The organism is Gordonia sp. NPDC062954 (assembly GCF_044543825.1).
Lineage (GTDB): Bacteria > Actinomycetota > Actinomycetes > Mycobacteriales > Mycobacteriaceae > Gordonia > Gordonia tangerina.
Window position 1 is genome coordinate 121,357 of record NZ_JBITWL010000010.1, and the last position, 25,595, is coordinate 146,951.

Below are 25,595 nucleotides of genomic sequence, written 5' to 3' on the forward strand. Positions count from 1 at the left end.
TCCCAACCAGCGGTCAGCACCCATTCGACCAGCGGTCGGGAACCCGCTCGACCTACGAATCCGGCAGTAACGCGCGGATTGTCGCAAGGGTGTCGGCCTCGTCGGCGGACTTGTCGGGCCGGTAGCGCACGACTCGCGCGAATCGCAGTGCCACACCGCCGGGATAACGTGAACTGCGTTGCACGCCATCGAGTTCGATCTCCACCACGATCTCGGGCCGAAGGTAGACGGTGTACGAGTCTCGATGACTCTCGTGCTTCGGGAATTCGTCGGTCTGCCACTGCAGCAGCTTGTCGGTGAGGCCCTTGAAGGTCTTGCCGACCATGATCGGCGGGCCGCCGTCTGGGTCGCGTGCACCGAGGTGCAGGTTCGACAAGAAGCCGGTGCGGCGCCCCGATCCCCACTCCGCGCCGAGCACCACCAGGTCGAAGGTGTGCACGGGTTTGACCTTCTGCCAGGCCTTCCCGCGTCTCCCCGCCGCATACGGTCCGGCGAGCGATTTCACCATCACGCCTTCATGGCCTGCGGCGAGCGCCGCGTCCAGATGGCTCTGCGCCTCCTCGACGGTGGGGTTGACCACCGACGGGATGCGCAGGTCCGCCGCGAGTGCGGTCAAGGCATCGAGCCGTTCGGTCAGTGGCCGGTCGATCAGATCGACCCCGTCGAGGTGCAGACAGTCGAAGAAGAACGGGCGCAGCAGCGCAGCCGGATCGTCGTCGGCCACTCCGGCCGACCCGAAACGACTCATGGTGTCCTGGAAGGGACGCGGACGTCCGTCGGCGTCCAGGGTGAGCGTCTCACCGTCGAGGATAACTGCGTCGCAAGGCAACTGGCGCGCCACCTCAACGATGTCGGGGACCGCGGAGGTGATGTCACGCAGGCTACGGGTGTAGACCGACACCTCGTCCCCGCGACGATGCACCTGCACCCGCGCCCCGTCGAGTTTGAAGTCCACCACCACATCAGGGCCCAGCGTGACGACGGCGTCGGCCAGCGAATCGGCCGGTGTCGCCAGCATCGGCGCCACCGCCCGCCCTACCTGCAAGCCCACGGCCGCGAGCGCATCGGCTCCGCCGTGCACGGCAAGTGAAGCGGTCTCCGGCAGTGAACCGGTCAGCATGTGGGCGCGACGCACAAGGTCGAGCGGCTGCCCCGAGGCCGACGCGATCGCATCGACCATCACGCCGGCCAACGCACCCTGTCGGAGTTCACCGGTCATCAGTCGACGCAAGAAACCCTGCTCGGCTTCGGTGGCGGCACCGAACATTTCGATCAGCAAGTCCTTGCGGAGCGTCGCCGACCCCGGACCGTGCGCTCCGGCCAGCCGATCGAATACCTCGTCGACACCGTCAACAGTCAGCGTGGGTTCACCGGCAGGCGCCCCGCCCATCGACGACAGGGAACGCCAGCCCACTCCGAGACGCCCCTGTCCGATGACCCCGGACAACCACGCGACCACGGTGGGGATCTCGTCGGCGGTGGCCTCGTCGAGCAGCGCCCCGAGTTCGGCGGTCTTGGTCTTGCGTGACCGCGTCGCGGCGACCGCTGCCGACGTCTCGACCACCCGCGCGAGTTTCATGGTCGTGCTGTCCCACCGTCGATCAGGTCCGCGTCACCATCGGCTAATCGACCCACGGTGCCACGATACCGGTTGGCACCGCGTCAACGGCCTCCGATCACTGTGCACGCACCCAACCACGCCACCACGCCGTCGCAGCGCAACGATGCTACGAGACCGGCTCGGCCAGCGAACGATCCGCGGACGGCTCGCTGCGATCGGGCGATCGGTTCAGCAGGTTGTCCATGGCGAGCCTGCCCGAACCGATGAACGCCAACAGGAACAGGGCCCAGCAGAACAGCGCCGCGGAATCCCCGTCATTCTGGATCGGGAGCAGTCCGTCGCCCTGATGCTTCCAGAAGTAGGCCACCGCCATCGATCCGGAGCCGATCAGGGCGGCCACCCGGGTCTGGAGTCCGAGCATCACCAGCAGCCCACCGACCAGCTGGATCGCTCCGGCCCACCACGATGGCCAGGCACCGAATGCCGCGGTGTCGCCCCCGTAGGGGGCGACCGGCCACCCGAGCAAGGTTGACGTTCCGTGACAGAAGAAGACGAACCCCACGACGATGCGGAATGCGGCGATGACCCACGGGGCGAGACGCTCTAGATAGGTAAGCATTGCCTAACTAGAGCACCTCGCGGGCGCGAGTTCCATACCCGTCCGCATGTTGTGGGCCATCCCACAACGTCAGCTGCCCCGCTTGATCCACTCCTCGAGGTGCGGCGATTCGGTGCCGACGGTAGTGCCGTCGCCGTGCCCGGTGTAGACCTTGGTCTCCGGATCGAGCGAGAAGATCTTCTCCTGGATCGATGCGATGATCGTCGGGAAGTCGGAGTAGGACCGGCCCGTCGCTCCCGGCCCGCCCTGGAACAACGTGTCTCCGGAGAACAGCACCCCGGCCTCCGGCGCATGGATCACCGACGACCCCGGCGAGTGTCCGGGTGTGTTGATCACCGTCAACGAGGTGCCAGCGACCTGCACCGTCTGACCGTCGGTCAAATCCTGATGGGAGACATCAGGATGCGTCTCGTTCCACAACATGTCGTCACCCGGGTGCAGCAGGATCGGAGCGCCGGTGGCCTCGGACAGTTCCGGTGCCACCGTGATGTGATCGTTGTGGCCGTGGGTGAGCAGGATCGCTTTCACGGTACGGTCTCCGACCACATCCAGGATCGGGGCGGCCGAGTGAGCGGCGTCGATGATGACGACCTCGGAATCGTCGCCGACGATCCAGATGTTGTTGTCGACATCCCAGGATCCGCCGTCGAGCTCGAATTTGCCTGAGGTGACCACGTTCTCGATGTTCAACGCCATGATTACAGCTCCACCACCGAACGGAGCACCTTGCCGGCCTCCATCGACTCGAACGCCGCTTCGACGTCGGTCAGTCCCACACGCTCGGTGACGAACTTCTCCAGCGGCAGCCGCCCCTGCTCGTACAGGTCGATCAGCATGGGGAAGTCGCGTTCAGGCAAACAGTCGCCGTACCACGACGATTTCAGCGCACCACCACGCGAGAAGAAGTCGATCAGCGGCATCTCGAGGGTCATCTCCGGGGTGGGCACGCCGACGAGCACCACGGTGCCGGCCAGATCGCGTGCGTAGAAGGCCTGCTTGTAGGTCTCCGGCCGTCCCACCGCGTCCACCACGACATCGACACCATTGCCGTCGGTCAGATCCTGCACGGCGGTCACCACATCGTCGACCTCGAGTCCGTTGATGGTGTGGGTGGCGCCCAGGTCGGTGGCCCACTCGAGCTTGGCCGGGTCGCGGTCGATCGCGATGATGGTGGTCGCGCCGGCGAGTTTCGCACCCGCGATCGCGGCGTCACCCACACCACCGCAACCGATCACGGCCACCGAATCGCCACGCCCGACGTTGCCGGTGTTCATCGCGGCACCGAGACCGGCCATCACGCCACACCCCAGTAGCCCGGCCACTGCGGGATCGGTTTCCGGATTGACCTTGGTGCACTGCAGTTCGTGGATCAGGGTCTTCTCCGCAAACGCGCCGATACCCAACGCCGGAGTCAGTTCGGTGCCGTCATCGAGCGTCATCGGCACACTGGCGTTGAAGGTGTCGAAGCAATACCACGGACGACCCCGCTTACAGGCCCGACACTGACCACACACGGCTCGCCAGTTGAGGACGACGAAATCGCCCACCTCGACGTGGGTCACATCCGAACCCACCGACTCGACGGTCCCGGCGGCCTCGTGACCGAGCAGGAACGGATACTCGTCGTTGATGCCGCCCTGTTTGTAGGCGAGATCGGTGTGGCACACCCCGCACGCCTTGATGGACACCACCACGTCCCGTGGTCCGGGATCGGGAATCACCACGTCGACCACCTCGGTCGGCGCGCCCTTGCTCCGTGAGATGACTCCCTTGACTGTCTGCGACATATCGGTTTTCTCGATCCTCTCGATGTGTGGGTGGACTGCCACCGGACGGTCCGCTACTCGTCTCAGTCTCGTGACGTCGACGGATACATGCATCCGGCCGAATGGATGGTTCTACCTAGACGAAAGTACAGCGGTAGTGCGTCGGCTCACTCCGCAGTGATCCCCGCGCGCGCCGCGAGCAGACCGGCTTCACCCCGGTTGGACACCTGCAGCTTCTGCAGGATCGCGGTCACGTGGAATTTGACGGTGCTCTCGCTGACCCCGAGCTCCGCTGCGATCGCCTTGTTGCGGCGACCCAACGCGAGGTGACCCAGCACCTCGAGTTCGCGTGGGTTCAGCGTCGACAACACGTTCTGGTCGGGCCGTTCCGCGGCGCTGTCCAGCGGCATCCGCGCCGTCACCCGACTCCCCCAGCCGGCCAGCGTCTCCACTTCCAGCCGCCCGCCGAGGGTCTGCAGCCGGCCGGCCAACTGCCTGGTCAGCGCATCACCGTCAAGATCACCGGCGCCCTGATCGCGCACGTCGACCACCAGTTCGTTGCCGCTACAGTCCCAGGCGATACGCAACCTGGACACCGTGCGCTGCGTACCGAATGCGACCGCCACCACGCGCACAATGGCTCGGGCCGCGTGCGCGATCTCGCCGGGCAAGTTCCGTCCGCGTGCGGTGGGGGCCACGTAGTCGACGTCGACGTGGAGTTGCTCGGCGACGGGCCCGAACTCGACTCGCAGGCGCGCGAACGCCGAGTCGACATCCTCGGTGGCCAGCTTGTGGTCGGAGTCGCTCACCGACCGCAACGCGATCAGCGCGGCCGATGCGGTTTCCGCGGCCGCCGACCGTGCTGTCCGATCGTCGAGGTCGCGCGCACGCAATGTCCCGAGGATCGACACCAGCGCGTCCTCGTGTGTCTGGGTGAGTTGGGCGATGGTCCGGGCGCGTTCACTGGAGGCGGCGCGGGACTCGGCGAGGTAGTCGGGGCTGGCCTGCGCCACCTGCTGGCGGATCGAGGTCGCCACGATCGCGAACCATCCCCGCAGCTGATCACAGGACACCAGGCGGTCTCCGGCGCCCGGACCAGCGGACCTCGACGGCTTCGGGATCATCACGAGCAGCGTGTCGGTCTCATCCCGCACCACCAGCACGTCGCGGGTCACGCCACCGACGACCGCGATGGCGGTCGCTGCGGTTCCCGGGTCGACCGTCTCCTTGAGAGCGTCGAGTTCGTCGATGGTGACGCGGTCGACGATGTCCCGGTCGCCGGCGACTTTTCGCGGACGGCCGGTGCACTCGCGGGTGAAGATGATCAACGCACGGTGCGGCCACTGCGGACCTACGAAGCGGGAGAATCGTGCGGCGATCTCCGGCAGCGGACCGTCGAGCACCGCCCGCAGCTGCTGCAGGCAGCCGTCGCGTTGCGCAGCGCTGGGCTCGACGGCAGTCCGCACCTCGCGCGTGGTCACGGGTCAACAGTAGTGCTGCGCAGCCCCCGGCCGTCGGGCGGTGATCGCCCGATCAGCCGAGCGCGTCGATCAGTTGCGCCTTCGTCATTGTCGAATAGCCCTTGATGCCCTTGGTCTTGGCCTCCGACCGCAGTTGGGCGACGGTCGGTTGCCCGGAGGCCGTGGACTTGGACGCGGTCTTCTTGGCCGGTGCCCGCCGACGCGGAGTCGACTCCGGGGCGTCAGGCACCTTCGTCGCTGATGATTCAGCCGCCTTTGGCGCCGAAGCGGACGCCGACGACCCGGGCTTCTCCTGAGCACTCCCTGCGTTGTCCCCGGTCGCCTTGTCGCCGGTCGCCTTGTCCCCCGTCGCCTTCGCTGGCGTCGCCGTGCCCGAATCCTTCTGCCCGATCAGCGCGAGGACCTTGTCCTGCAGGGCAGCGGCGTCCTTCTCGACCTTCTTGAGTCGCTTCTTGGCGTCCTTCTCGGCGCGTTCGAGTTCACTTTGCAACCGCCCGACCTCTTTTTCGAGGCGGCCGATGAGTTTCTTCTTCTTGCCCATGTGCGTCTCCTCCGTGTCGTGCGCCGTCTGCGAGATATGTCGGTCTCCACCAAACCCTAACGGGCAGGTCGAGGCGGAGCTGCCGTCTTCGATGGCGCGTCGGCGTAACGTCGGGAGATAGTGGGTACCCACAAGGCGTCCGTTCCACTCACAGGAGGTGTCGATATGCCAGAACGTGATCCGGGCCCTTCGGTCAAGGACGACGAGCTCTACGAAAAGCTGCGGGACGAAGGCAATTCGAAGGAGAAGTCCGCGCGCATCGCCAACGCGGCAGCCAACGAGTCCCGGTCGTCGGTCGGCGAGAAGGGCGGCCAGTCGCCGGCCTACGAAGACTGGACGGTCGACGAATTGCAGGACCGCGCAAAGGAACTGGACATCACGGGTTATTCAGACCTCAAGAAGGATGAGCTGATCGAGAAGCTACGCAACCATTAGGCCGCCTCTCCGGACGAAGCGCGATCGGTCGATTCGGCCACGACCACATGTCCGCCGGCATCACCGCTGGCCGCCGTCAGCTGGATAATCCATCCGGGCACGCTCACCGGTGATGCCGGCGGACACCCGAGGCGGTTCCCCTACCCCGGCAGCAGACCCGACCGCCGGGCGAGCACAACCGCCTCCAGTCGGGTCGTGGCCCCGAGTTTGGCCATCGCGTCCTTCATGTACCCCTTGGCGGTCTGCACGCCGATACCGAGTTCCTCGGCGATCCGGGCGTTGCCGTGACCGAGCGCGGCCAGCGCCAGCACGTCCTGCTCACGTTGGGTGAGCCGCACCGCTGGGTTCACGTCGGGCGTGTCATCGAGCAGGCCGTCGCCGATGCGTTCGATCTCGGCAGCCAACGTCTCGTCGGCGACGGATCGTTGCAACCGACGCAGCCGGCTGTATGCGTCGGTGAGGCGGTCCCGCAGCTCGTCGCGGTCCGGCGACGCCACCGACAGCCGCTCGGCGACGATGCGTTGCTCGAGCGCACGGGCTTCGTCGGCCAGGATGTCGAAGGCGCGTCCACCGAGCGGGTTGTCGGTGTGCACCGCCCCGTAGAGCACGGCTATCGGGCTGCGATCCACGATGACCGGCACGGCCGCCATCGCGCCGAGTCCCTCGGTGGCGATGATCGGGTTGTAGCGGTGGGTGATGTGCGGTGTGCGCAGGTAGTCGTCCACCGCGAGCGGTCGACGCATCGTCACCACCTTGCCGCCGAGTCCGTGCCCGACGTCGACGGCAACACCGTTGAGGGCGCCACGTGTGGCGCCTTCGAAGTGTTCGAGACGCACAGCCTGCCGTTGTCGGGTGGGCGGCACCGACACCATGCCGGCAAACGCGAGCGATACACCACTGGACCGCCGGATGCGGCGCAGCGCATCGCGCACAGATGTGGTCTCGCTCATGTCACCTCCTGGGTTCTCCCCCTCTTCGGGGGGTGGTCCGTCCGCCGCGGCACGCGCACAATGTGACCCACATTACCCGTGGCCTGGCAACCGGTGCCGCGGCGATGACCACCGATCCCGACCCGAGGTTCGACGATGACCCAGACCGCATCCACTGCCCATCCGTCCGTGGAAGAGACCCTGAACGAGTGGATCGCCACGTTCGGCTCCGACACCGCCGACGCCGCGCACCTTTTGGTCGACCGGCACGACCCGGCCGCGGTCGCCTTCACCACCATCGATGTCGACGACGATCGCCTGGTGACCGTCGACCTGACCTACGGCGAACTCGCCGACGCCTCCAAACGATTCGCCGCCGCGCTCGCCGAAATGGGCGTCGGACGCGGTGACACCGTCGGTGTACTGATGGGCAAACGCGCCGAACTCGTGGTGTCGCTGCTGGCCATCGCCCGTCTCGGTGCCGTCTACATCCCGCTGTTCACCGCATTCGCGACGCCCGCCATCGAGATGCGGCTGACCGCCGGCAACGCCCGGGTGGTGATCACCGAGCCGAGCCAGGTCGGCAAGCTCGACGGAATCGACGGCATCACGACCGTCGTTGCCGGCGAGGAGTTCGACGGGCTCGTCTCCGCACACGACCCGGTGGACGAGTCGGTCGCGGTGGGCGGCGACGGCATGTTGATCCTGCTGTTCACCAGCGGCACCACCGGCGCACCCAAGGGCGTACCGGTTCCGGTGCGGGCGTTGGCGGCATTCAGCTGCTACATGCACTACGGGCTCGACGTGAACGCCGACGATGTGTTCTGGAACGCAGCTGACCCCGGCTGGGCCTACGGCCTGTACTACGGCATCCTCGGGCCGATGGCGATCGGTCGGCGAAACCTGTTGCTGCACGCCGGTTTCTCCCCGGACGTCACCACGAAGGTGATGCAGCAGCTGGGTGTCACGAACTTCGCCGCGGCGCCCACCGTGTACCGATCGCTGTCCAAGGACCCGTCGTTCACCGGTTTCGCGTTGCGCCGGGCGTCGTCGGCAGGAGAGCCGCTGACCCCGGACGTCATCGACTGGGCCCGTGAGACATTGCAGACCGAGGTGCGCGACCACTACGGGCAGACCGAGCACGGCATGTTCATCAACAACCACTGGCATCCCGACGTGGCGCAGCCGTTGGTGCCCGGATCGATGGGCACCCCGATGCCCGGATTCGCCACCGGCATCGTCGACGGTCAGATCGCCATCGAGGTCGCACAGAGCCCGTTGCTGTTCTTCACCGGTTACCTCGACGCACCGGACAAGACCGCGGCCCGCTTCACCCCCGACGGCGCCTGGTATCTGACCGGCGACACCGGCCGCAAGGACGACGACGGCCGGTATTACTTCACCGCCCGCGACGACGACGTGATCATCATGGCCGGCTACCGTATCGGGCCGTTCGATGTGGAGAGCGTGCTGATCACCCACCCGTCGGTGGTCGACGTCGCGGTGGTGGGTCGCCCCGACGAGCTGCGCGGCGAGGTTCTCGAGGCGTTCGTGGTGCTCGCCGACGGGGTCGACGGCGACGACGCCCTCGAAGCCGAGTTGCAGCAGCTGGTCAAGACCGGCTTCGCCGCCCACGCCTACCCGCGCACCGTCCACTTCGTCGATGCGCTGCCCAAGACCCCGAGCGGCAAGATCCAACGGTTCATCCTGCGCAAACAAGAAAGCTGACCAGGAGCGAGCTCACCAGCCGCACCCCTGATCGGCCAGAAACCAGGACCGAAGTTGTCCGCATTCCCTCCTAGCGTTGACTTCACCAGCAACGACAACGAGAGGGACGATCATGGCCGGCACCTACACACCCGTCACACTTCCGTTCACCGTCAGCGGCGAAAAGGAGGATCTGCTCACCCTCCTCGCCGATCAGCGGCAGATGTTCACGGTGACGCTACGAGGGATCACCGAGGAACAGGCCCGCCAGCGCACCACGGTCAGCACGCTGACACTCGGCGGACTGGTCAAACACCTCGCGATGGGTGAGCAGAGCACGCTGGAGGAGCTCGTCGAACGCGACGACACAGCGGAGTTCGACATGCAGAAAGCCGCGCACGCCTACGAGCTGACCAACGACGAGACCTTCGCCGGGTGGGTCGAGGAGTACCACCGGGCGGCCGCCGCCCTCGACGATTACGTCGCACAGTCCGCCGGCCTCGACGAACTGATCCCGCAGATGACCGCACCGTGGCAGCCGGAGCGCGAGTGGTGGACCATCCGCAAGATGCTGCTGCACAAGCTCCGCGAGACCGCGCACCACTGTGGTCACGCCGACATCATTCGCGAAGCGCTCGACGGTCAGAGCACGATGGCAGCACTCTACGACGGGCCCGACCCCGCCGAGTGGGCAATCGACTGACGTTCGTCGCGTTCACCGGCGAGTAAGCTCACCTCGATCGGCACCCCGGTCATGTTGGCCATACCCGCAAGTCGCTCGAGATCGTCGGGGTCCGATGAGATCAACGCATTCACATTGACTCCGCCGCTGCCGAGATCGTTGGCAGCGGCGGCGTTGGCCCGTGTCCAGCCGCCGGAACCGTTGTGCCCCCACCCGTGTGGGATGGCCACCACACCGGGTTTTATGTCGTCGGTGATCGTCGCCGGCAGCTCCACCTGCCCGTGCGCCGAGCGCACCACCACAAGATCACCTTCGCCGATACCTCGGGTCTCGGCGTCGTCGGGGTGCAGCCGCGCCGCGTGCTCACGACCACCACGCAGCAACATCGGGGCGTTGTGCTGCCAACTGTTCTCCGACCTGATCTCGCGCATCCCGATCAGTCGCAGTGGGAGTCGCGGGTCTGCCGCGGTGGCCACGCGGTCGAGCTCGGCCACCAGTTCGGGAGCGTCGAGGCGCACTTTGCGGTCACGGTGGGTGATGGTGTCGCGTAACCGACCGGGCATCAGACCGTCGCCGACGACGACGCCGTGCGGTTCGTCACGCACCAGCCGTCGATACGTCAGCCCACCGCGGCGCAGACCGAACCGATTGCCGCCCAGACCCATTCGAACCACCACATCAGACAGCCGCTCCGGATCCCACGCCCGACCGACCCGTGTGGCCATCGTGTTCATCGCATGCAGCGCCCCCAACATGGGCACCTGCCGCGACAAGGCTCCGACGAGTTCGTTGATGACCGTCCACTCTTCACGCGCCTCACCTCGCGGTGCGATCACCGGGTCGGTGGCCTGTTTGAACGGCGTGGTGAACAACGCCTGGAACGGCAGCAGGAAATCGCCGCGCTCATACATCGTGGTGGCGGGCAGAATGTAGTCGGCGTGGGCGTTGGTCTCGTTTCGGTAGATGTCCAGCGACACCAGCAGGTCGAGATCGTCGAGCGCGTCGGCCAATTCGGTGCCGTTGGGGACCGACAACACCGGGTTTCCGGCACTGACGAACAACGCCCGCAGTTGCCCGCGCCCCGGCGTGGTGATCTCCTTGGCCATCACGGACGCCGGCGCGGTCCCCAGCACCTGCGGCAGATCCCCCACCCGACTCCGCCGCCCCGACCACGCAAACCGCGACACACGTTGCAGGGCGGCAACTCCGAATCGTTGGCCGGGAATGCCGAGGTCGCCGAACATGGACCCGCCGACGACGTCGAGATTGCCGGCAACCAGGTTGACCATGTCCAGCAACGCGGTGGTCAGGGTGCCGGCGCGGCCCAACGAGGTGCCGATCCGGCCGTAGACGGCGGCCCGTTCGGTGTGCACCAGCGAGCGCGCGAGCGCCCGGACCGTGTCGGGGTCGATGTCGGTGCTCGTCGCCGTCTGCTCCGGCGGGTACTCGCCGACGATGCGCTTGAGTGTGTCGAGTCCGACTGCGCGCTGCCGCAGCCGGGTGTCGTCGGCGAGTTTCTCCTCGAACATGACGTACAGCAGCGACAGCAACAGCAACGCGTCGGTGTCCGGCACGATGGGCAACCACTCGTGCTCGCGGGCGGTTTCGGTGTGCCGCGGATCGACCACCAGCACTCGCCCGCCGCGCGCGGTGATGGCGTTGAGCCCTTCTCGGATGCGCGGCGAACTCATCACGCTGCCGTGGGATACGACCGGGTTGGCACCCATGATCACCAGGAGGTCGACGCGATTGATGTCCGGGATCGGGGCTGCCACCGGATTGCCGTAGAGGAAGTGGCTCGCCACGAACCGGTTGTTCACGTCCTGCGACCCCGCCGAGTAGACGTGTGGGCTGCCCAGCAGGTTCATGAACGTCGCGGTCCACAGCGTGTGCCCGGTGGAGAAGGTCGCCGGGTTGCCGAAGTACCACCCGATCCCCGCACTGCCGTGACGCCGATGCACCCCACGTAGACGCTCACCGATGTCGGCGAGCGCGGTGTCCCAGGAGACCTGTTCGAACCCGCCGTCCGCGGTGCACCGCAGCGGATGCAGCCCACGGTCGGGGTCGTTGACGATCTCGGTGAAGGCGATGCCCTTCGGGCAGGCGAAGCCCTTCGACAGTGGATGCTGTTTGTCCGGTCGCAGCGAGATGAGTTCGTCGTTCTCGACCGTCGCGATCATCCCGCAGAGGGGCTCGCAGATCCGGCAGTAAGTGACCTTCTCCTGACGCATGGTGACTCCCCAGGGCTGATGCCAACACGATCTGACAACAAGTGTTGCACGATACCGTCGCGGTCATGGGCGAAGGCCGCGACCGGCCTCATCGAACCGGTACGGCCAACGTGTTGCCGAAACTGATCTGCGCCTGCCGACGGGCCTGTTCGAGTGTCATCGCACCGCGTTCGACGAGTCCGATGACGCCGATCACCAGCATGGTGATCTGGCCGGCAGCGAACACCGGCTCAAGGCGCGGATCGATCTCACCGGCCTCCTGACCTCGCCGTATGGCCTTGAGGACCGGAACCGTGGCCCGGGCCTCGACGTCGAACAGCCCAGGATCGGTGCGGTGGTACATCAGGATGAAGCGGTAGCGCTCTCCGATCGTGATCGCATCGTCGAGGAATGCCCGCAGGGCCGCCACCACCGGCCCGTCGGCGGGCAGCCGACGGGCGACCTCGGCCGAATCGTCGAGCGCCTTCGCGTGTAGTGCACTCATCAGCTGGTCACGGCTGGCGAAGTGCCGGTACAGCGTCGCCCGATTCACCCCGGACGCCTCGGCGATCTGCTGCATCGATGCGTTCGGCTCGACGCCGAGTAGCCCGATCGCACCAGTCATGATGGCCGCGCGATTGCGTTCGACGTCGGCACGAACTTGCGTGGCGTGCGTCACAGGCATAGCGTACATGCAACACCGATGTCGCATTTCGGCGACGGCGGTGGCAGTCGGTGCGCCGGCGTGCAGCGGTCGGGGCCGCACGCCGGACGCGCGACGGTCGCGGCGCTGACAACCGCGGACATCGGTGTGCGCGTGGATCGTTCGAGGGGTGGTCCCGACGCCGACCGGCCACCGCCAGACCCCCGGGTCATCGTTGCGCCAGTACACGATTCGCAGTCGGAGCACTTTCCGAATCCGCCATATTCGCGGTCGCGAGGAACTACCGTGACCCCAATGGTGGGAGTGTGTGCCAGGCGCTGCCCACCGCGACACGGCATCGCTCGACGAGGAGGTTGCGATGAGTGAGATCGACACAAGCGTGTCCCCGGTGGATGAGCCTGGCGACCGGGACGACTTCTACGACGTGATCATCCTCGGCGCCGGCCTGTCCGGCATCGACGCCGCCTACCGGCTCACCCAGGACAACCCGACGTTGCGATACCTCATCCTGGAGCGCCGCGAACGCGTCGGTGGCACCTGGGACCTGTTCCGCTACCCGGGCATCCGCTCCGACAGCGACATCTTCACCCTCAGTTTCCCGTTCGAGCCGTGGCGACGACCCGAGGCGTTGGCCCAAGGCGCCGACATCCGCAATTACGTCGAGCACACCGCCGAGAAGTACGGCATCGCCGACCACATCCGTTTCGGTCAGCATGTCACCGCAGCAGATTGGGATTCAAGCACCGACACGTGGACGATCTCGGCCACCGCCGACGACGCGTCCCGCAGCTACCGCACCCGGTTCGTCTACTTCGCGACCGGTTACTACGATTATGACGATCCCTACACACCTCAGTTCGCCGGCATCGACGACTTCACCGGCACCGTGGTGCACCCGCAACAGTGGCCCGATGACCTCGACCACACCGGCAAGAACATCGTGGTGATCGGCAGCGGCGCCACCGCGGTCAGCCTGATTCCGTCGTTGGCGAAGAGCGCCGGCCACGTGACGATGCTGCAGCGCTCGCCGTCCTACATCGTGTCGATGTCCCAGGCCCAGAAGCTCAATCCCCTGATCCGAAAGCTCTTGCCCCCCAAAGCAGCCCATCAGGTAATCCGCACCCGGTACGCAGCTCAGACCGCCGCGATGGTGCATGCCCTGCACCGCTTCCCCAAGATCGGCCGCAAGCTGTTGACCAGTGGGGTGCGCAAGGAGCTTCCGGACAACTATCCGGTGGAGGTGCATTTCAATCCGTCATATGACCCGTGGGATCAACGCATGTGCATGGTGCCCGATGCCGATCTGTTCGAGCAGATCTCGGCGGGCTCGGTGGAGATGGTGACCGATCACATCGACCGGATCGATACCACCGGGGTGGCACTGAAGTCGGGACGGCATCTCGATGCCGATGTCATCGTGACGGCCACCGGACTCAATCTGCAGGCCTTCGGCGGAGTCCGCATCCGGGTCGACGATGCCGAGGTCAAGCCCCACGACCGGTTCGTCTTCAAATCTCATCTCCTCGAGGATGTCCCGAACCTGGCCTGGTCGGTCGGCTACACCAACGCGTCGTGGACGCTACGTGCCGACATGACCGCACGCGCCGTCGCGAAGTTGCTGCACTACATGCGTTCCCACGGCTACACCCACGCATATCCGCACCTCGGCGAGGTGTCCATGCCGTCGCAGCCGTTGTGGGATCTCAAGGCCGGCTATGTCCTGCGGGCGCCGGACGCACTCCCGAAGTCGGGTACCCACGGCTACTGGAAGGTGCGCCACAACTACTACCGCGACGCCATCGATCACCACACCGACGACATAGAGAAGTCAATGGTGTTCGGCCATGTGCCGGTACGCGCACGATCACTGTGACTGGGCATCCGCGACGCGGATGACCCGGCTGTGCCAGCCGGTCGCGCCGTCGGGGATCGGGGCGACGCGCTGTTCGGGCTGGACCCGGCCGGCGCCGTCGGTCGCCCGGCAGTAGATGGTGTGCTGACCGGGTACGGCGTCCCAGGCGAAAGTCCATTGCCGCCAGGCGTCGATGGAGTACTGCTCCGCGAGTTCGGCCCGCTGCCACGGGCCGTCATCCACCCGGACCTCCACCGCGCTGATGCCCCGATGCTGCGCCCAGGCGGTGCCGGCCACCACGACACGTCCGGCCGGCTGTGTGGACAGCGGCGCGGGCCGGTCGATGCGTGAGGCGGTCTTGATGGGCGCACGCACACCCCAACCCCGTTCGGTCCAGTAGGCCTCGGCGCGGTCGAAGCGGGTGATCTCCCAGTCGGTGACCCATTTGCAGGCCGACACAAATCCGTACAGACCCGGGATCACCTGACGCACCGGGTAGCCGTGTTCCAGCGGGAGGGGCTCGCCGTTCATGCCGATGGCCAGCAGCGCGTCGCGCCCGTCGGTGACGGCCTCGAGTGGGGTACCCGAAGTCCAGCCGTCCACGCTGGTCGACAGCAGCATGTCGGCGTCGCCGCGCACTCCGACGCGGTCCAGGATGTCGCGCATCGGCACGCCGAGCCAACGGGCATTGCCGGCCAGATCTCCGCCGACCTCGTTGGACACGCAGCTCAGCGTGATGACACGTTCGGACATGGACATCGCGAGCAGGTCATCCCAGTCGAGGGTCAGTTCGTCGTCGACCATGCCGTGCACCCGCAGCCGCCAGTCCTGCGTGCTGAGCCGCGGCACCTGCAGAGCGGTGTCGATGCGGTAGAACTCCGCGTTGTCGGTGACGAACGGCGTGGCGCCCTCGATCTGCAGTTGTGCGCCATCCGGGATCGGCTCGGCAGCCGATGCCGGCACCGGCAACCTCACGCGCCGACGTTCGGCCAGCACATCGCCCGCCCGCGACAGTTGCCGCGCGACCAGCGCGGACGCGCCCGATGCCGCGCCGATCAACACGGCGGCGGTCAGGAACTGTCGGCGATTCCATCCGGCCTCCGCCGTCCGGATCCTCGATCCGGCACACAGCAGCACCAGCACGCCGGCGGCGACGATGCCTGCGGCCAGCGGCGGCAGCACGAACGACGGGTCCGACGTGGGCCGCGTCGTCGTCGCCACCACACCGAACGCCGCGAACGCGACGACGACCGCGATCCCCCAGGGGGGTTTGCGCACCTGGATGATCCCGGCCACCACGGCCAGCGCCAGCAACGCCGCGCCGACACCCACCATCAACGCGGGCTTGTCGGCGGTGCCGAACGTATCGATGGCCCATTCGCGGGCAAACGCGGGTGCGTGGTCGACGAGAAACGCAGCCACCGCCTGATAGGGCGACGCGAACGGTGACACCAGCACGGCCACCAGCTCACCGACCGCGACCCCCGCCGCCACCGCGAGGATGCCTGCCACGGCTGCGCGTACATATGTTTCGACTCGCATGGTCTGCCTCCTCGCCGCGGCCTTCAGGTCTCAGCCAGGCATTCGTCCGCGCGGACTCACCGGATTGGTGCACCGCGCCGACCTGCATCGATGAGCCAGTTTTCGAAATCCCGCAAATCCGACCCATCCGGCTGCGCAGGTGCGCCGAATGACCTACAACCCGCCACGCGGCGGGGTGTCAACCACAGATTGGATCGATCATGGCTCTCAAGCGAATTCAACGTGTTCTGACGGCCGCGGCAGGTGTCACGCTCGCCGTCGGACTCGTCGCCGGCTGCTCATCCGACGACGACTCCTCCTCCGAGACGACCGCCGCGACCAGCGCGCCGATGAGCAGCATGGCCTCCGAAAGTGATTCGGACACTGCCGCATCCGGCCTCGTCGGCCCCGGTTGCGCGGCGTACGCCGAAGCCAACCCGACCGGCCCCGGTTCGGTGGAGGGAATGGCCACTGCCCCGGTCGCCACCGCCGCAGCCGCCAACCCGATGCTGACCACGCTGACCCAGGCGGTGTCCGGCGAGCTGAATCCCGAAGTGAATCTGGTGGATACGCTCAACAACGGTGAGTACACCGTGTTCGCACCGACCGACGACGCGTTCGCGAAGCTCCCGCCGGAGACCATCGAGACGCTCAAGACCGATTCGGCGATGCTGACCGACATCCTCACCTACCACGTGGTTTCCGGCCAGGCTGCCCCGGATGCAGTCGTCGGTGAGCACGAAACCCTACTCGAGGGCCAGTCGGTCGAGGTGACCGGTGAGGGCGACGAGCTGATGGTCAACGACGCGGGCGTCGTGTGCGGTGGCGTGCAGACCGCCAATGCCACTGTCTACCTGATTGATACGGTGCTGACGCCGCCGGCAGAGTGATCGCCACACCGCTCGCACCACGGCTCCAGTCGCTGGTCGATACGGCGCTGACGCCGCCGGCGGAGGTAATCGCCACACGGCTTCAGTCGCTGGTCGAGTAGTGACGAACGTAGTGAGGAGCGTATCGAGACCACCCTGCGCGGAGGTCTCGATACGCTCCTCGTCGTCGTTGCTACGGCCGGATCACCTCACCGGACGAGTTCGCGCAGCGACATGCCGGCCGGTACCTCGTTGTGGCGCAGGTAATGCAGGAACACCGTGCCCGCAGCCTCGGCGGTGAAGACCTCGTTCTGGGCAACCCGGTAGGAGTGTTCCCCGACCGCGATCTCCACATCCGCGCCGCCGGCCGCATCGGCCACCTCTCCTCGCCCCAGAACGTACTGGCGATAGGCCCCGTCTGCTTCCTTGCGCCGCACCTCCAATGTCATCGCGTCTGCGCTGCCGCCGGCTTGCAGGAACGATGACAACGATTCGTCGCGTTCGTGCTCGCTCAAGTCGTCGAGCCACTCCTGGCGGACGAGCCGGGACAGGATGATGTGCTTCTTGGTTCCGCCGTTCAATCGGGTGAGCGGGTGAGTGACGAATCGAGTGGGCATCCCGGAGTCCATCGTCACGGTGGTGCCGTCCGAGAACTCGTACACATGCGTCGGTTTCATCGCAAGTCATCCTTCGCGTTCATGGCCGGTCTATCACGTGGGTGATCTTAACTCTGGTGCCGTCGGGGAGTGTCACCGTTGCGGGGGTCTCCGGACTGACACGCGCATCGAACTGCTTCTGCTGCGGCGTCTTGCCCGCGCTTCCGCTCTTGATCTCGATCCCCGAGTACGTGCCGTCGCCGTTCGGGATCAACCCGTCGTAGAAGCGACCTTGTTTTCCACCCTCGAACGACGCGCGACGTTGGTCCCGGATGATGGGCACGCCGAAGTCGTCCTCGAGTTTGTCGAGCTCTCGCTTCTCCGCGTCCTTGCCGCTCCGACCGTCGTTTCCGTTGGCGTAGCGCCCCTTCGCGTCGCGTCCGTCACCTCGGTCGCGGTACTCGTCCGGCTCCTCGCTTGGCCGCGGCTCGGTGGTCCTCGGAGCGGGTGACTGACGTGGCGCAGGTGTCTTCGGAGGTGCCTGCCGTCCTGGGACGGCCGGGGGTCGCATTCCCGGGAAGCCGCCACCGATCATCGGCGGAACCGGCGACAACGGGCATACGACATCGCACTGCTCGTTGTCGACGATGCCGTCGTGATCGTCGTCTTCGCCGTCAATTCCGTGTGCCCCGGGACCGTTCAGCAGCCTCGTGGATCCATCGTCATCATCGCGGCGCGGCGATGTCGGCTCGTACCGCGGCGCGGGTCGGTCGGCAGACGGAGCGGTCCGTCTGTCCCGTTGTTCCTGCTGCCGTTGTTCTCGCCGCTCGCGCTTCTTGCGCGACGACCGACTCCGCTCCGATGAGTTCTTCGTCTGAGTTTGTGGCGCTCGGGTTTTCGGGGAGAACTTGTTCGGTCCCCGATCCGGTTTCGGGGTGGCCTTGCGCGGGCGGTTCGGTTTGTCGGCCGCGGGCGGTGCGGTCCGCTGCCGCACGTTGCCGGCGTTCCCGCCCGACGACGGTCCGCTGTTGCGGCCGCCCGCCGATGGTCCCGGTTGGGCCCGGGGGGTCATCTTGTTGATCCCGCCTCCGCCGGACGGGGACGATTTGTTTTTGCCGCTCTTGCCATCTCCGGATTGCGACAATGACCGATCGTTACCCATACCCGTGGCCGACGCCGCCTCGGCGTGCGTCAGGGGCAAGAGGACGATCAGGAACATCGTCGCAACGGTGAGGCATGCGCGGACCAGTGAAGCTCTGTAGACGTGTGCTCGCATGATGTCTCGATCCGTTCTGTGTGGTGGATGGAGCGATCCGAACGTAAGTCGCTCGTCACCAGACCGGAATCTGCAGCAGCCGAATGTCTTTCCTGCGAACGACGGCCATTGGTCCGATGGATGGACACGGGGAACAAAACCGTGCCGCCGTCGCGTCGACGCGGACGTGGCGGTCGGCCCCCGGGCGGGTACCGGTCGGCCGGACCGATGGCATACCCGGCCGTGCATCACATCGACGACTGAACGTCGATACTAAGTGAACGGGCGTACACTCAATGGCATGATCGGATCTCCCACGGCCCGGACCGACGAACTCGGCGCGCTCGCCCAGTTGGGCGTCACCGAGTTGCGCTCCGCGGTGTCCGGCCTCGGCGCGATGCACCGGTCGGTCGCGGGCACTGTGTTCGGCGCGCTTCGGCCGGTTCTCGGGTCAGCCATCGACTCGCCACGGATGGTCCACGACGCCGTCACCGACGGCGCCTACCTCTCGATGGATGCCCTGCTCGACACCGCGTGGTCGGCCGCCGATGCCATGCCCGCCTCGACATTCGCCGTCTCCCAGACCCCCCACGGCGCCGTTGCCCTCGGCGTTCTCAACGGGCTCATCGGCGACGACCTCGACGCGGCGGACTCACCCCTGGCCGCCCGCATGTCGATCCGGTCCGCAGGTCGGCCGATCCCGGTTCGTCCCGCGGCCATCGCAGACGAATTCTCCGACGCACGCGGCCACGTCGTCGTCTTTCTGCACGGGTTGATGGAGTCCGAACAGGCGTGGACCATCGGGGGTCGGCCGAGCTACGGACACCGACTCTCCGGGGACATCTCGGCCAGCGAGGTCCAGATCCGGTACAACTCCGGCCGGCACATCAGCCAGAACGGGCTCGACCTCGCCGATCTGCTGGCCGATCTGGTGCTGCTGTGGCCGGTGCCGGTCTCCCGACTCACCCTGATCGGGCATTCCATGGGTGGGTTGGTGATCCGCAGTGCGTGCCATCACGCCACCGAGCGCGGCGACTGGTGGCCTCGACTCGTGACGGAGACCGTGTGCTTGGGTACGCCGCATCTGGGTGCACCGCTCGAGCGCGGCGTCCATGTGTTGTCGTCGATGCTGCAGCCGCTCTCGGCCACACGTCCGATCAGCAACCTGCTGCGTCGGCGCAGCGCCGGGGTACGCGATCTGTTCCACGGGAATCTCACCGCAGCCGATTGGGCGGAGCAGGATCGCGACGCCTGGCAGCATCCCCCCGGCGCCGACGTCCCGCTGCTGTCCACCGCGCGGCACCTGTTCGTCACCGCGACGATGACACGCAACCCCGCTCACCCGTTCGGCCGCCTGATCGGTGACGGCCTGGTCCTCGCACCGAGTGGTCGCGGCGAACCCACCCGCAGCCGCCTCGGCCTGCGGTTCTCCGACGGCCTCGACCTCGGCGGTGCACACCATTTCACGTTGTTGAACAACGACGACATCTACACCTGGCTGCTCGCCCAGCTGCGACCACGCCGCGCGCTGCCAAGCGCACCCCCGGATCCGTAGTACGAACCGACCGAAAATCGCCGGTTCGTACTACGAAATCGGCGGGGGTGGCGGGGTCACGGGCGGGGCAACTTGCGGTGCAGTGGGTTGGTGGAGATCGGGGTTGAGCGGCGTGTGCTGTCCGGGAGATTCGACACCACCGTCGGTGTCTCCGAACTCGCTCGCGTCGCATCCTGCAATCGCATCGCCGCCGAATCCCCTGCGCCCAGTGACGGCGCACCGATGACCCGCCGCGCATCGTCACCGCAGTCCGGGCAGGCCGACCGATCCGGGATCGACGCCATCGGATGGCGTTCGACGAAATCGGGGCAGTCCGCCGGACACCGGTACACGTAAGTCGGCATGTCGGTCACCGTAGCGCTTGCGCCCGGATCCCGTGTGCCGTTGGCCTGCCATCCGCGCCCTCGATCACTACACTCATCACCGTTACTTCCATTCGGAAGCAGGGTCTCGACCGCACTCGCGACCAGAGCATCGTGATGAGAAGAGGACGTGTCATGCCGGAGTCGCTGTACCCGCTCGATTCATCGAAGAAGTTCACCGATCAGCAGATCGTCGGCCACAACAGGTGGCATCCCGACATTCCGGCGGCGGTGACCGTGAAACCCGGTGACACGTTTCGTGCGCATTGTCGTGAATGGTTCGACGGCGCCATCCACAACGACGATTCGGCCGAGGACATCCTCAACGCTCCGCTCGACGGTGTGCACGTGTTGTCGGGGCCGTTCGCGATCGAGGGCGCCGAGCCGGGCGACCTGCTCATCGTCGACATCCTCGACGTCGGGCCGATCCCGCAGGAGGACTCGGGCCCACTCGCCGGCCAGGGCTGGGGGTACACCGGCATCTTCGCCAAGCAGAACGGTGGCGGCTTCCTCACCGATCAGTTCCCCGACGCCTACAAGGCCATCTGGGACTTCAGCGGCCAGAGCGCGACGTCGCGGCATGTCCCGCACGTGAAGTACACCGGCATCGTCCATCCCGGCCTGATGGGCACCGCGCCGTCACCCGAACTGCTGGGAAAGTGGAACGCACGTGAGGCGGCGCTCATCGCCACCGATCCGCAGCGGGTGCCGCCACTCGCGCTGCCGCCGCAACCCAAGGACGCCATCCTGGGCACCCTGACCGGCGCCGAATTCGACCGCGTGGCAAGCGAAGCCGCCCGAACCGCGCCGCCGCGCGAGAACGGCGGCAACCAGGACATCAAGAACCTCACCAAGGGCACCCGCGTCTTCTACCCGGTGTTCGTGCCCGGCGCGAAGCTCTCGTTCGGCGACCTGCACTTCTCGCAGGGAGACGGCGAGATCACCTTCTGCGGCGCCATCGAGATGGGTGGCTTCATGGATCTGCACGTCGATCTCATCAAGGGCGGCATGGACACCTATGGCGTCACCGAGAATGCGATCTTCATGCCCGGCAACACCGATCCGCAGTACTCGGAGTGGATCGCGTTCTCGGGTACGTCGGTCACCCTCGACGGCGAGCAGCGCTACCTCGACTCCGACCTGTCCTATCAGCGGGCCTGCCTGCACGCCATCGACTACCTGACGAAATTCGGCTACAGCCCCGAACAGGCCTATCTACTCCTCGGGTCCGCTCCCATCGAGGGCCGACTGTCCGGCGTCGTCGACATCCCCAACTCGTGTGCCACGGTGTACATCCCGACCGCCATCTTCGATTTCCCGGTCGCGCCGTCCAAGGATGGACCGACCACCATCGACCCCGGCATGGGCGCCCCCACCGCCAGTTTCTGACCGCCGACCGTTCCTCCCCCGGATATCACTTCCCCCGCCCAAAGCAACTGGGGGACAAAGCGATACCCAGGGGAAGAACCGGTCGGGACCGGGCTTGCTAAGCGGCCGGCTGCACCGGCGCGTTCTTCAGTTCGCGCAGCGCGGTGCGCAGACCCCGACGCTTCCCGGTCGCCGGATCGACGCCGAAGTGATTCGCCATGCCTTCGCGCATGGCGAACCGCAACTCCGACGCGGTCTCCGGTGCATCGTCGGACGTCGCCTTGAGCAAAGCGTTCGGCACGGCCAGCTTCGCAATCGTCCGGAACGACTGGAAGTACTGGTGGGCAAGCGAACCCGTGGTGTAGGGCAGGTCGTACTTGTCGCACAACGCCCGCACCCGGACACCGATCTCCTCGTACCGGTTACTCGGCAGGTCGGGGAACAGATGGTGCTCGATCTGATGGCTGAGGTTGCCACTCATGAACCGCATCAGCGGTCCGGCGCGGAAGTTGGCCGAGCCCAGCATCTGTCGCAGGTACCAGCGGGGCTGATCTTCGTTCTCGTACTCCTCGACGGTGAATTTCTCGGCGCCGTCGGGGAAGTGGCCGCAGAAGATCACCATGTACGCCCAGTAGTTGCGCACGATGTTGGCGGTGAAGTTCGCCGCGATCGTCGGCTTCCAGTTCGGGCCGGCGAGCGCCGGGAAGATCAGGTAGTCCTTGGCGGCCTGCTTGCCCACCTTGCGGGCGATGATCCGCAGGTCCTTGAACGCCTGACGATACGACTTCTCCTTGTTGCGCAGCTTCTCGGTCTCCAGATGGTGCAGCGCCACACCGTATTCGAAGAACGTGCCCAGGGTCAGGTTGTAGATCGGGTTGCCGACCATCCACCATTCCCACGGCTGGTCACGGGTGACACGCAGAATCCCGTAGCCCACGTCGTCGTCCATCCCCACCACATTCGTGTACTTGTGGTGCACGAAGTTGTGCGAGTGCTTCCATTGCACGCTGGGGCAGGTGGTGTCCCACTCCCACGACGACGAGTGCACCTCGGGATCGTTCATCCAGTCCCACTGACCGTGCATCACGTTGTGACCGAGCTCCATGTTCTCGATGATCTTGGCCAGCGAGAGCATGGCGGTGCCGGCGACCCATGCCGACTTGCGGTTGCTGAACATCAATGCGAGCCGGCCACCGGCGGCGAGGCTGCGCTGAATCGTGATGGCCCGTCGGATGTAGCGGGCATCGGCTTCGCCGCGGGACTCCTCGATGTCGCGCCGGATCGCGTCGAGTTCGGCCCCGAGGGCCTCGACGTCGGCGTCGGTCAGATGAGCGTATTGGTCGATGTCGGTGATGGCCATCGATCCCCCTAGAGGTCGAGTGTGCATTCCCCGGACACGCTGCTGATGCATGTCTGGATTCGTTCACCCTCGCGGCGTTCCTCGCCGTTGCGCAGGTCGCGCACATATCCCCCGGCGAGGGGTACCACGCAGGTTTGGCAGATACCCATTCGGCAGCCGAACGGCATCTGGATTCCCAACTCCTCGCCTGCTTCAAGGAGTGTGGTGGCGCCGTCGATCTCGGCGGTCTTCCCCGACTTGGCGAAGGTGACGGTGCCGCCTTCACCACCCACGTCGGTCCGCGCGATCGCGAACCGTTCGATGTGCAACTGGTCGCGCAGCCCCTCCTCGGTGAAGCGCTCCTCGACCGTGTCGAGCATTGCCACCGGCCCGCACGCCCAGCACTGGCGGTCCCGCCAGTCCGGCACCTCGGCGTCGAGTTGCCCGATGTCGAACTTGCCCTGCTCGCGCGTCAGTTGCAACTGCAGGTCGTAGGAGAGGACGTCGGCGTCCATCTTCTCGAGTTCCTCGAGGAAGATCACGTCGTCGCGGGTCGGCGCGGAGTGCACGTGGACGATGTCGGGCACGTTCTCCCGCGACCGTAGCGACCGCAGCATCGACATGACCGGAGTGATGCCGCTGCCGGCGGTGAGGAACAGCACGCTGTCGGGCAGCGGCTCGGGCAGATGGAAATCGCCTTTGGGTGCGGCGAGCCGGATCACGGTCCCCGGCGACACGCCGTCGACAAGGTGGGTGGAGAGAAAACCGTCGGGATTGGCCTTGACGGTGATCGCGATCGTCTTGTCGGAGGTGTCGCCGATCGACGTCAGCGAGTACGACCGCCAATGCCAGCGACCGCCCACCTGCAGCCCGATCCCGACGTATTGGCCCGGTTTGTACGAGTCCGGAAACCCCCAACCGGTGCGGATGGTGACCGTGGCCGAGTCCTCGGTCTCGCGCACCACCTCCAGCACGCGGCCGCGCAGTTCGCGCGCCGACCACAGCGGGTTGAGCAGGTGCAGGTAGTCGTCGGGCAGCAATGGCGTGGTGGCGCGGGCGATGAGCCCGCGCACGATGTTGACCTCTGGTTTTCTGGCCTCGACGTCGGCCGCCGGGCGTTTGCTCCACTTGAGCAGATCCATGCGTGGCACCTCCGGTGAACCTTGTGCACGACTGTACACAGAACCGCGCGGGCGGGGCCCGATCCATCGATTTCCGGTCGACCGTGGGCTCGAGTCGACCGCAGACACCCAGTCAACACTGAGAGTCCTCAGGTTGTCTGCAGAATGCTCCCAGCTTCGGCCTCTAGGTTGGCTTTCGTGACCGGATCCACCGCTGCGCGACGTTCCTCCCTCTCGCGCGCAGCGGTGGTGACGGCTGCATTCCTCATTGCGGCCGCGGTGTTCGCCGTGGCCGTGTGGACGCGGCCCGGCCAGCGCGTCGATCAATGGCTGCTCGACGTGTGCCGGGCCCTCCCTGCGGTCGATGACCTCCCTCTCCCGCTCACCATCGACGTCGTCTCCCATCCCGCCTTGTGGATCGCGGTGGCGGCGTCGGTGGTGGTGCTGGTGCAGTGCCGCCGGTTCTCCTCACGCACCGACGCCCGCCGTGGCCTCGCGAGCACCGCCGCACTGCTGGCCTTCGCGCCGGCGACGGTGCTGGTCGTGCAGTTCCTGCGTGATCACGTGCTCACGCGTCCGCAGTTGCATTCCTGGATCGCGGAGACCGCGAACTCCGCGCCGAGTGGTCATGCCGCCGCGGTGACGGCGGTCGTGGTGGTACTGGTGCTGGCCAGTCCGCCACTCCTGCGCCCTTACGTCGGCACCCTGGTGGGTACCTGGGCCGCGGTGCTCGAATTCGTCATCGTCGCCGCCGGCTGGCACCGACCCAGCGATGTCATCATCTCGACCCTGCTGGTCGTGGGCGCCGGCATGCTGCTGCCCGACCCGTGGCGGGGCACGGTCCGTGGACAGGCGCCGCGGTGGTCACTACCCATTCCGCTTCTCATCACGGTGTCGGCGCCCACGGTGGTGGCCAACTTCTATCCGACCATCACGCAGGTCGCCGCGGCCGGCGCGATCGCGGCGGTGATGTCGATGGCCGTCCTCGCGCTCGGGGTGGGCCGAACCGCGCGCCGCGCGAATCGCAACCCGACAGCCGAGGCCAGACCGACCGTGGGCGCGACACCCCCGACCCTTCGCTGACGCGTTCGGCACCAACGCGCGCGAGCGGCCGCACAGCGGCCAACGGCGTAGATTCGGACATATCGGACCTACGAGACGA

General features: G+C 66.5%; 23 protein-coding genes. 8 read left to right on the top strand and 15 right to left on the bottom strand.

Going from position 1 to position 25,595, the window contains the following annotated elements; translation table 11 throughout:
- Nucleotides 1–52: 52 nt before the first annotated feature.
- The 6 genes from ACIGKQ_RS12225 to ACIGKQ_RS12250 form a co-directional block, all read right to left on the bottom strand.
- Nucleotides 53–1,579 carry an ATP-dependent DNA ligase gene (locus ACIGKQ_RS12225; RefSeq protein WP_396573799.1) on the bottom strand — a complete coding sequence of 509 codons (1,527 nt, stop codon included), beginning with the start codon at nt 1,577–1,579 and terminating at the stop codon, nt 53–55.
- 148 nt (nt 1,580–1,727) lie between these two features.
- Nucleotides 1,728–2,180 (bottom strand): DoxX family protein, encoded by a 453-nt coding sequence (locus ACIGKQ_RS12230; RefSeq protein WP_235721658.1) that lies wholly within the window; start codon nt 2,178–2,180, stop codon nt 1,728–1,730.
- Nucleotides 2,181–2,249: 69 nt separating this feature from the next.
- Nucleotides 2,250–2,876 (bottom strand): MBL fold metallo-hydrolase, encoded by a 627-nt coding sequence (locus ACIGKQ_RS12235; protein WP_396573801.1) that lies wholly within the window; start codon nt 2,874–2,876, stop codon nt 2,250–2,252.
- A gap of 2 nt (nt 2,877–2,878) precedes the next feature.
- Nucleotides 2,879–3,967 carry an S-(hydroxymethyl)mycothiol dehydrogenase gene (locus ACIGKQ_RS12240; protein WP_235721656.1) on the bottom strand — a complete coding sequence of 363 codons (1,089 nt, stop codon included), beginning with the start codon at nt 3,965–3,967 and terminating at the stop codon, nt 2,879–2,881.
- A gap of 146 nt (nt 3,968–4,113) precedes the next feature.
- Nucleotides 4,114–5,367, bottom strand: coding sequence for a LuxR C-terminal-related transcriptional regulator (locus ACIGKQ_RS12245; RefSeq protein WP_235721990.1), 1,254 nt, complete (start codon nt 5,365–5,367; stop codon nt 4,114–4,116).
- Between the two features lie 112 nt (nt 5,368–5,479).
- Entirely contained in the window at nt 5,480–5,968 is a 489-nt protein-coding gene (locus ACIGKQ_RS12250) for a Rho termination factor N-terminal domain-containing protein (protein ID WP_235721655.1), read from the bottom strand.
- A gap of 165 nt (nt 5,969–6,133) precedes the next feature.
- Here ACIGKQ_RS12250 and ACIGKQ_RS12255 point away from each other — a divergent pair, with 165 nt between their 5' ends.
- The gene (locus ACIGKQ_RS12255) at nt 6,134–6,403 is read left to right on the top strand and encodes a Rho termination factor N-terminal domain-containing protein (protein WP_235721654.1); all 270 of its coding nucleotides are present in this window, start codon (nt 6,134–6,136) and stop codon (nt 6,401–6,403) included.
- A 140-nt stretch (nt 6,404–6,543) separates the two neighbouring features.
- On the opposite strand, the gene ACIGKQ_RS12260 is transcribed toward ACIGKQ_RS12255, so the two are convergent.
- Nucleotides 6,544–7,353, bottom strand: coding sequence for a LuxR C-terminal-related transcriptional regulator (locus ACIGKQ_RS12260; protein WP_396573804.1), 810 nt, complete (start codon nt 7,351–7,353; stop codon nt 6,544–6,546).
- Between the two features lie 135 nt (nt 7,354–7,488).
- On the opposite strand from ACIGKQ_RS12260, the gene ACIGKQ_RS12265 reads away from it, so the two are divergent.
- Together ACIGKQ_RS12265 and ACIGKQ_RS12270 are read left to right on the top strand one after the other, a co-directional pair.
- A complete protein-coding gene (locus ACIGKQ_RS12265) occupies nt 7,489–9,060 on the top strand; it encodes an AMP-binding protein (protein ID WP_396573806.1) in 1,572 nt (523 codons plus the stop codon).
- Nucleotides 9,061–9,172: 112 nt separating this feature from the next.
- The gene (locus ACIGKQ_RS12270) at nt 9,173–9,742 is read left to right on the top strand and encodes a DinB family protein (RefSeq protein WP_235721651.1); all 570 of its coding nucleotides are present in this window, start codon (nt 9,173–9,175) and stop codon (nt 9,740–9,742) included.
- Here the strand turns inward: ACIGKQ_RS12270 and ACIGKQ_RS12275 are convergent.
- Nucleotides 9,703–11,952 carry a molybdopterin-dependent oxidoreductase gene (locus ACIGKQ_RS12275; RefSeq protein ID WP_396573808.1) on the bottom strand — a complete coding sequence of 750 codons (2,250 nt, stop codon included), beginning with the start codon at nt 11,950–11,952 and terminating at the stop codon, nt 9,703–9,705. The genes ACIGKQ_RS12270 and ACIGKQ_RS12275 overlap by 40 nt on opposite strands.
- A gap of 88 nt (nt 11,953–12,040) precedes the next feature.
- Nucleotides 12,041–12,616 carry a TetR/AcrR family transcriptional regulator gene (locus tag ACIGKQ_RS12280; RefSeq protein WP_235721650.1) on the bottom strand — a complete coding sequence of 192 codons (576 nt, stop codon included), beginning with the start codon at nt 12,614–12,616 and terminating at the stop codon, nt 12,041–12,043.
- 337 nt (nt 12,617–12,953) lie between these two features.
- On the opposite strand from ACIGKQ_RS12280, the gene ACIGKQ_RS12285 reads away from it, so the two are divergent.
- Entirely contained in the window at nt 12,954–14,468 is a 1,515-nt protein-coding gene (locus ACIGKQ_RS12285; RefSeq protein ID WP_396573810.1) for a flavin-containing monooxygenase, read from the top strand.
- On the opposite strand, the gene ACIGKQ_RS12290 is transcribed toward ACIGKQ_RS12285, so the two are convergent.
- The gene (locus ACIGKQ_RS12290; RefSeq protein WP_396573812.1) at nt 14,460–15,989 is read right to left on the bottom strand and encodes a molybdopterin-dependent oxidoreductase; all 1,530 of its coding nucleotides are present in this window, start codon (nt 15,987–15,989) and stop codon (nt 14,460–14,462) included. The genes ACIGKQ_RS12285 and ACIGKQ_RS12290 overlap by 9 nt on opposite strands.
- A 200-nt stretch (nt 15,990–16,189) precedes the next feature.
- Between ACIGKQ_RS12290 and ACIGKQ_RS12295 the strand changes: the two genes are divergently transcribed.
- Nucleotides 16,190–16,858 (top strand): fasciclin domain-containing protein, encoded by a 669-nt coding sequence (locus ACIGKQ_RS12295; protein ID WP_235721647.1) that lies wholly within the window; start codon nt 16,190–16,192, stop codon nt 16,856–16,858.
- Nucleotides 16,859–17,046: 188 nt separating this feature from the next.
- Here the strand turns inward: ACIGKQ_RS12295 and ACIGKQ_RS12300 are convergent, their stop codons facing one another.
- Nucleotides 17,047–17,514: a hypothetical protein gene (locus ACIGKQ_RS12300; protein WP_396573814.1), complete on the bottom strand. Its 468-nt coding sequence runs from the start codon at nt 17,512–17,514 to the stop codon at nt 17,047–17,049.
- A gap of 19 nt (nt 17,515–17,533) precedes the next feature.
- Nucleotides 17,534–18,652, bottom strand: coding sequence for a hypothetical protein (locus ACIGKQ_RS12305; protein WP_396573816.1), 1,119 nt, complete (start codon nt 18,650–18,652; stop codon nt 17,534–17,536).
- Between the two features lie 337 nt (nt 18,653–18,989).
- Here ACIGKQ_RS12305 and ACIGKQ_RS12310 point away from each other — a divergent pair, with 337 nt between their 5' ends.
- On the top strand, nt 18,990–20,243 hold the full coding sequence (locus tag ACIGKQ_RS12310; protein ID WP_396573818.1) for a lipase family alpha/beta hydrolase: 1,254 nt from the start codon (nt 18,990–18,992) through the stop codon (nt 20,241–20,243).
- Nucleotides 20,244–20,299: 56 nt separating this feature from the next.
- On the opposite strand, the gene ACIGKQ_RS12315 is transcribed toward ACIGKQ_RS12310, so the two are convergent.
- The gene (locus ACIGKQ_RS12315) at nt 20,300–20,587 is read right to left on the bottom strand and encodes an FmdB family zinc ribbon protein (RefSeq protein WP_396573820.1); all 288 of its coding nucleotides are present in this window, start codon (nt 20,585–20,587) and stop codon (nt 20,300–20,302) included.
- A 153-nt stretch (nt 20,588–20,740) separates the two neighbouring features.
- Between ACIGKQ_RS12315 and fmdA the strand changes: the two genes are divergently transcribed.
- Nucleotides 20,741–21,994 (top strand): formamidase, encoded by a 1,254-nt coding sequence (gene fmdA, locus ACIGKQ_RS12320; RefSeq protein WP_396573822.1) that lies wholly within the window; start codon nt 20,741–20,743, stop codon nt 21,992–21,994.
- 97 nt (nt 21,995–22,091) lie between these two features.
- Here the strand turns inward: fmdA and ACIGKQ_RS12325 are convergent, their stop codons facing one another.
- Together ACIGKQ_RS12325 and ACIGKQ_RS12330 are read right to left on the bottom strand one after the other, a co-directional pair.
- Nucleotides 22,092–23,333: a fatty acid desaturase family protein gene (locus ACIGKQ_RS12325; RefSeq protein WP_396573824.1), complete on the bottom strand. Its 1,242-nt coding sequence runs from the start codon at nt 23,331–23,333 to the stop codon at nt 22,092–22,094.
- An 8-nt stretch (nt 23,334–23,341) separates the two neighbouring features.
- Nucleotides 23,342–24,454 (bottom strand): ferredoxin reductase, encoded by a 1,113-nt coding sequence (locus ACIGKQ_RS12330; protein ID WP_396573826.1) that lies wholly within the window; start codon nt 24,452–24,454, stop codon nt 23,342–23,344.
- Between the two features lie 177 nt (nt 24,455–24,631).
- Between ACIGKQ_RS12330 and ACIGKQ_RS12335 the strand changes: the two genes are divergently transcribed.
- A complete protein-coding gene (locus ACIGKQ_RS12335) occupies nt 24,632–25,516 on the top strand; it encodes a phosphoesterase (RefSeq protein WP_396573828.1) in 885 nt (294 codons plus the stop codon).
- Nucleotides 25,517–25,595: the final 79 nt, after the last annotated feature.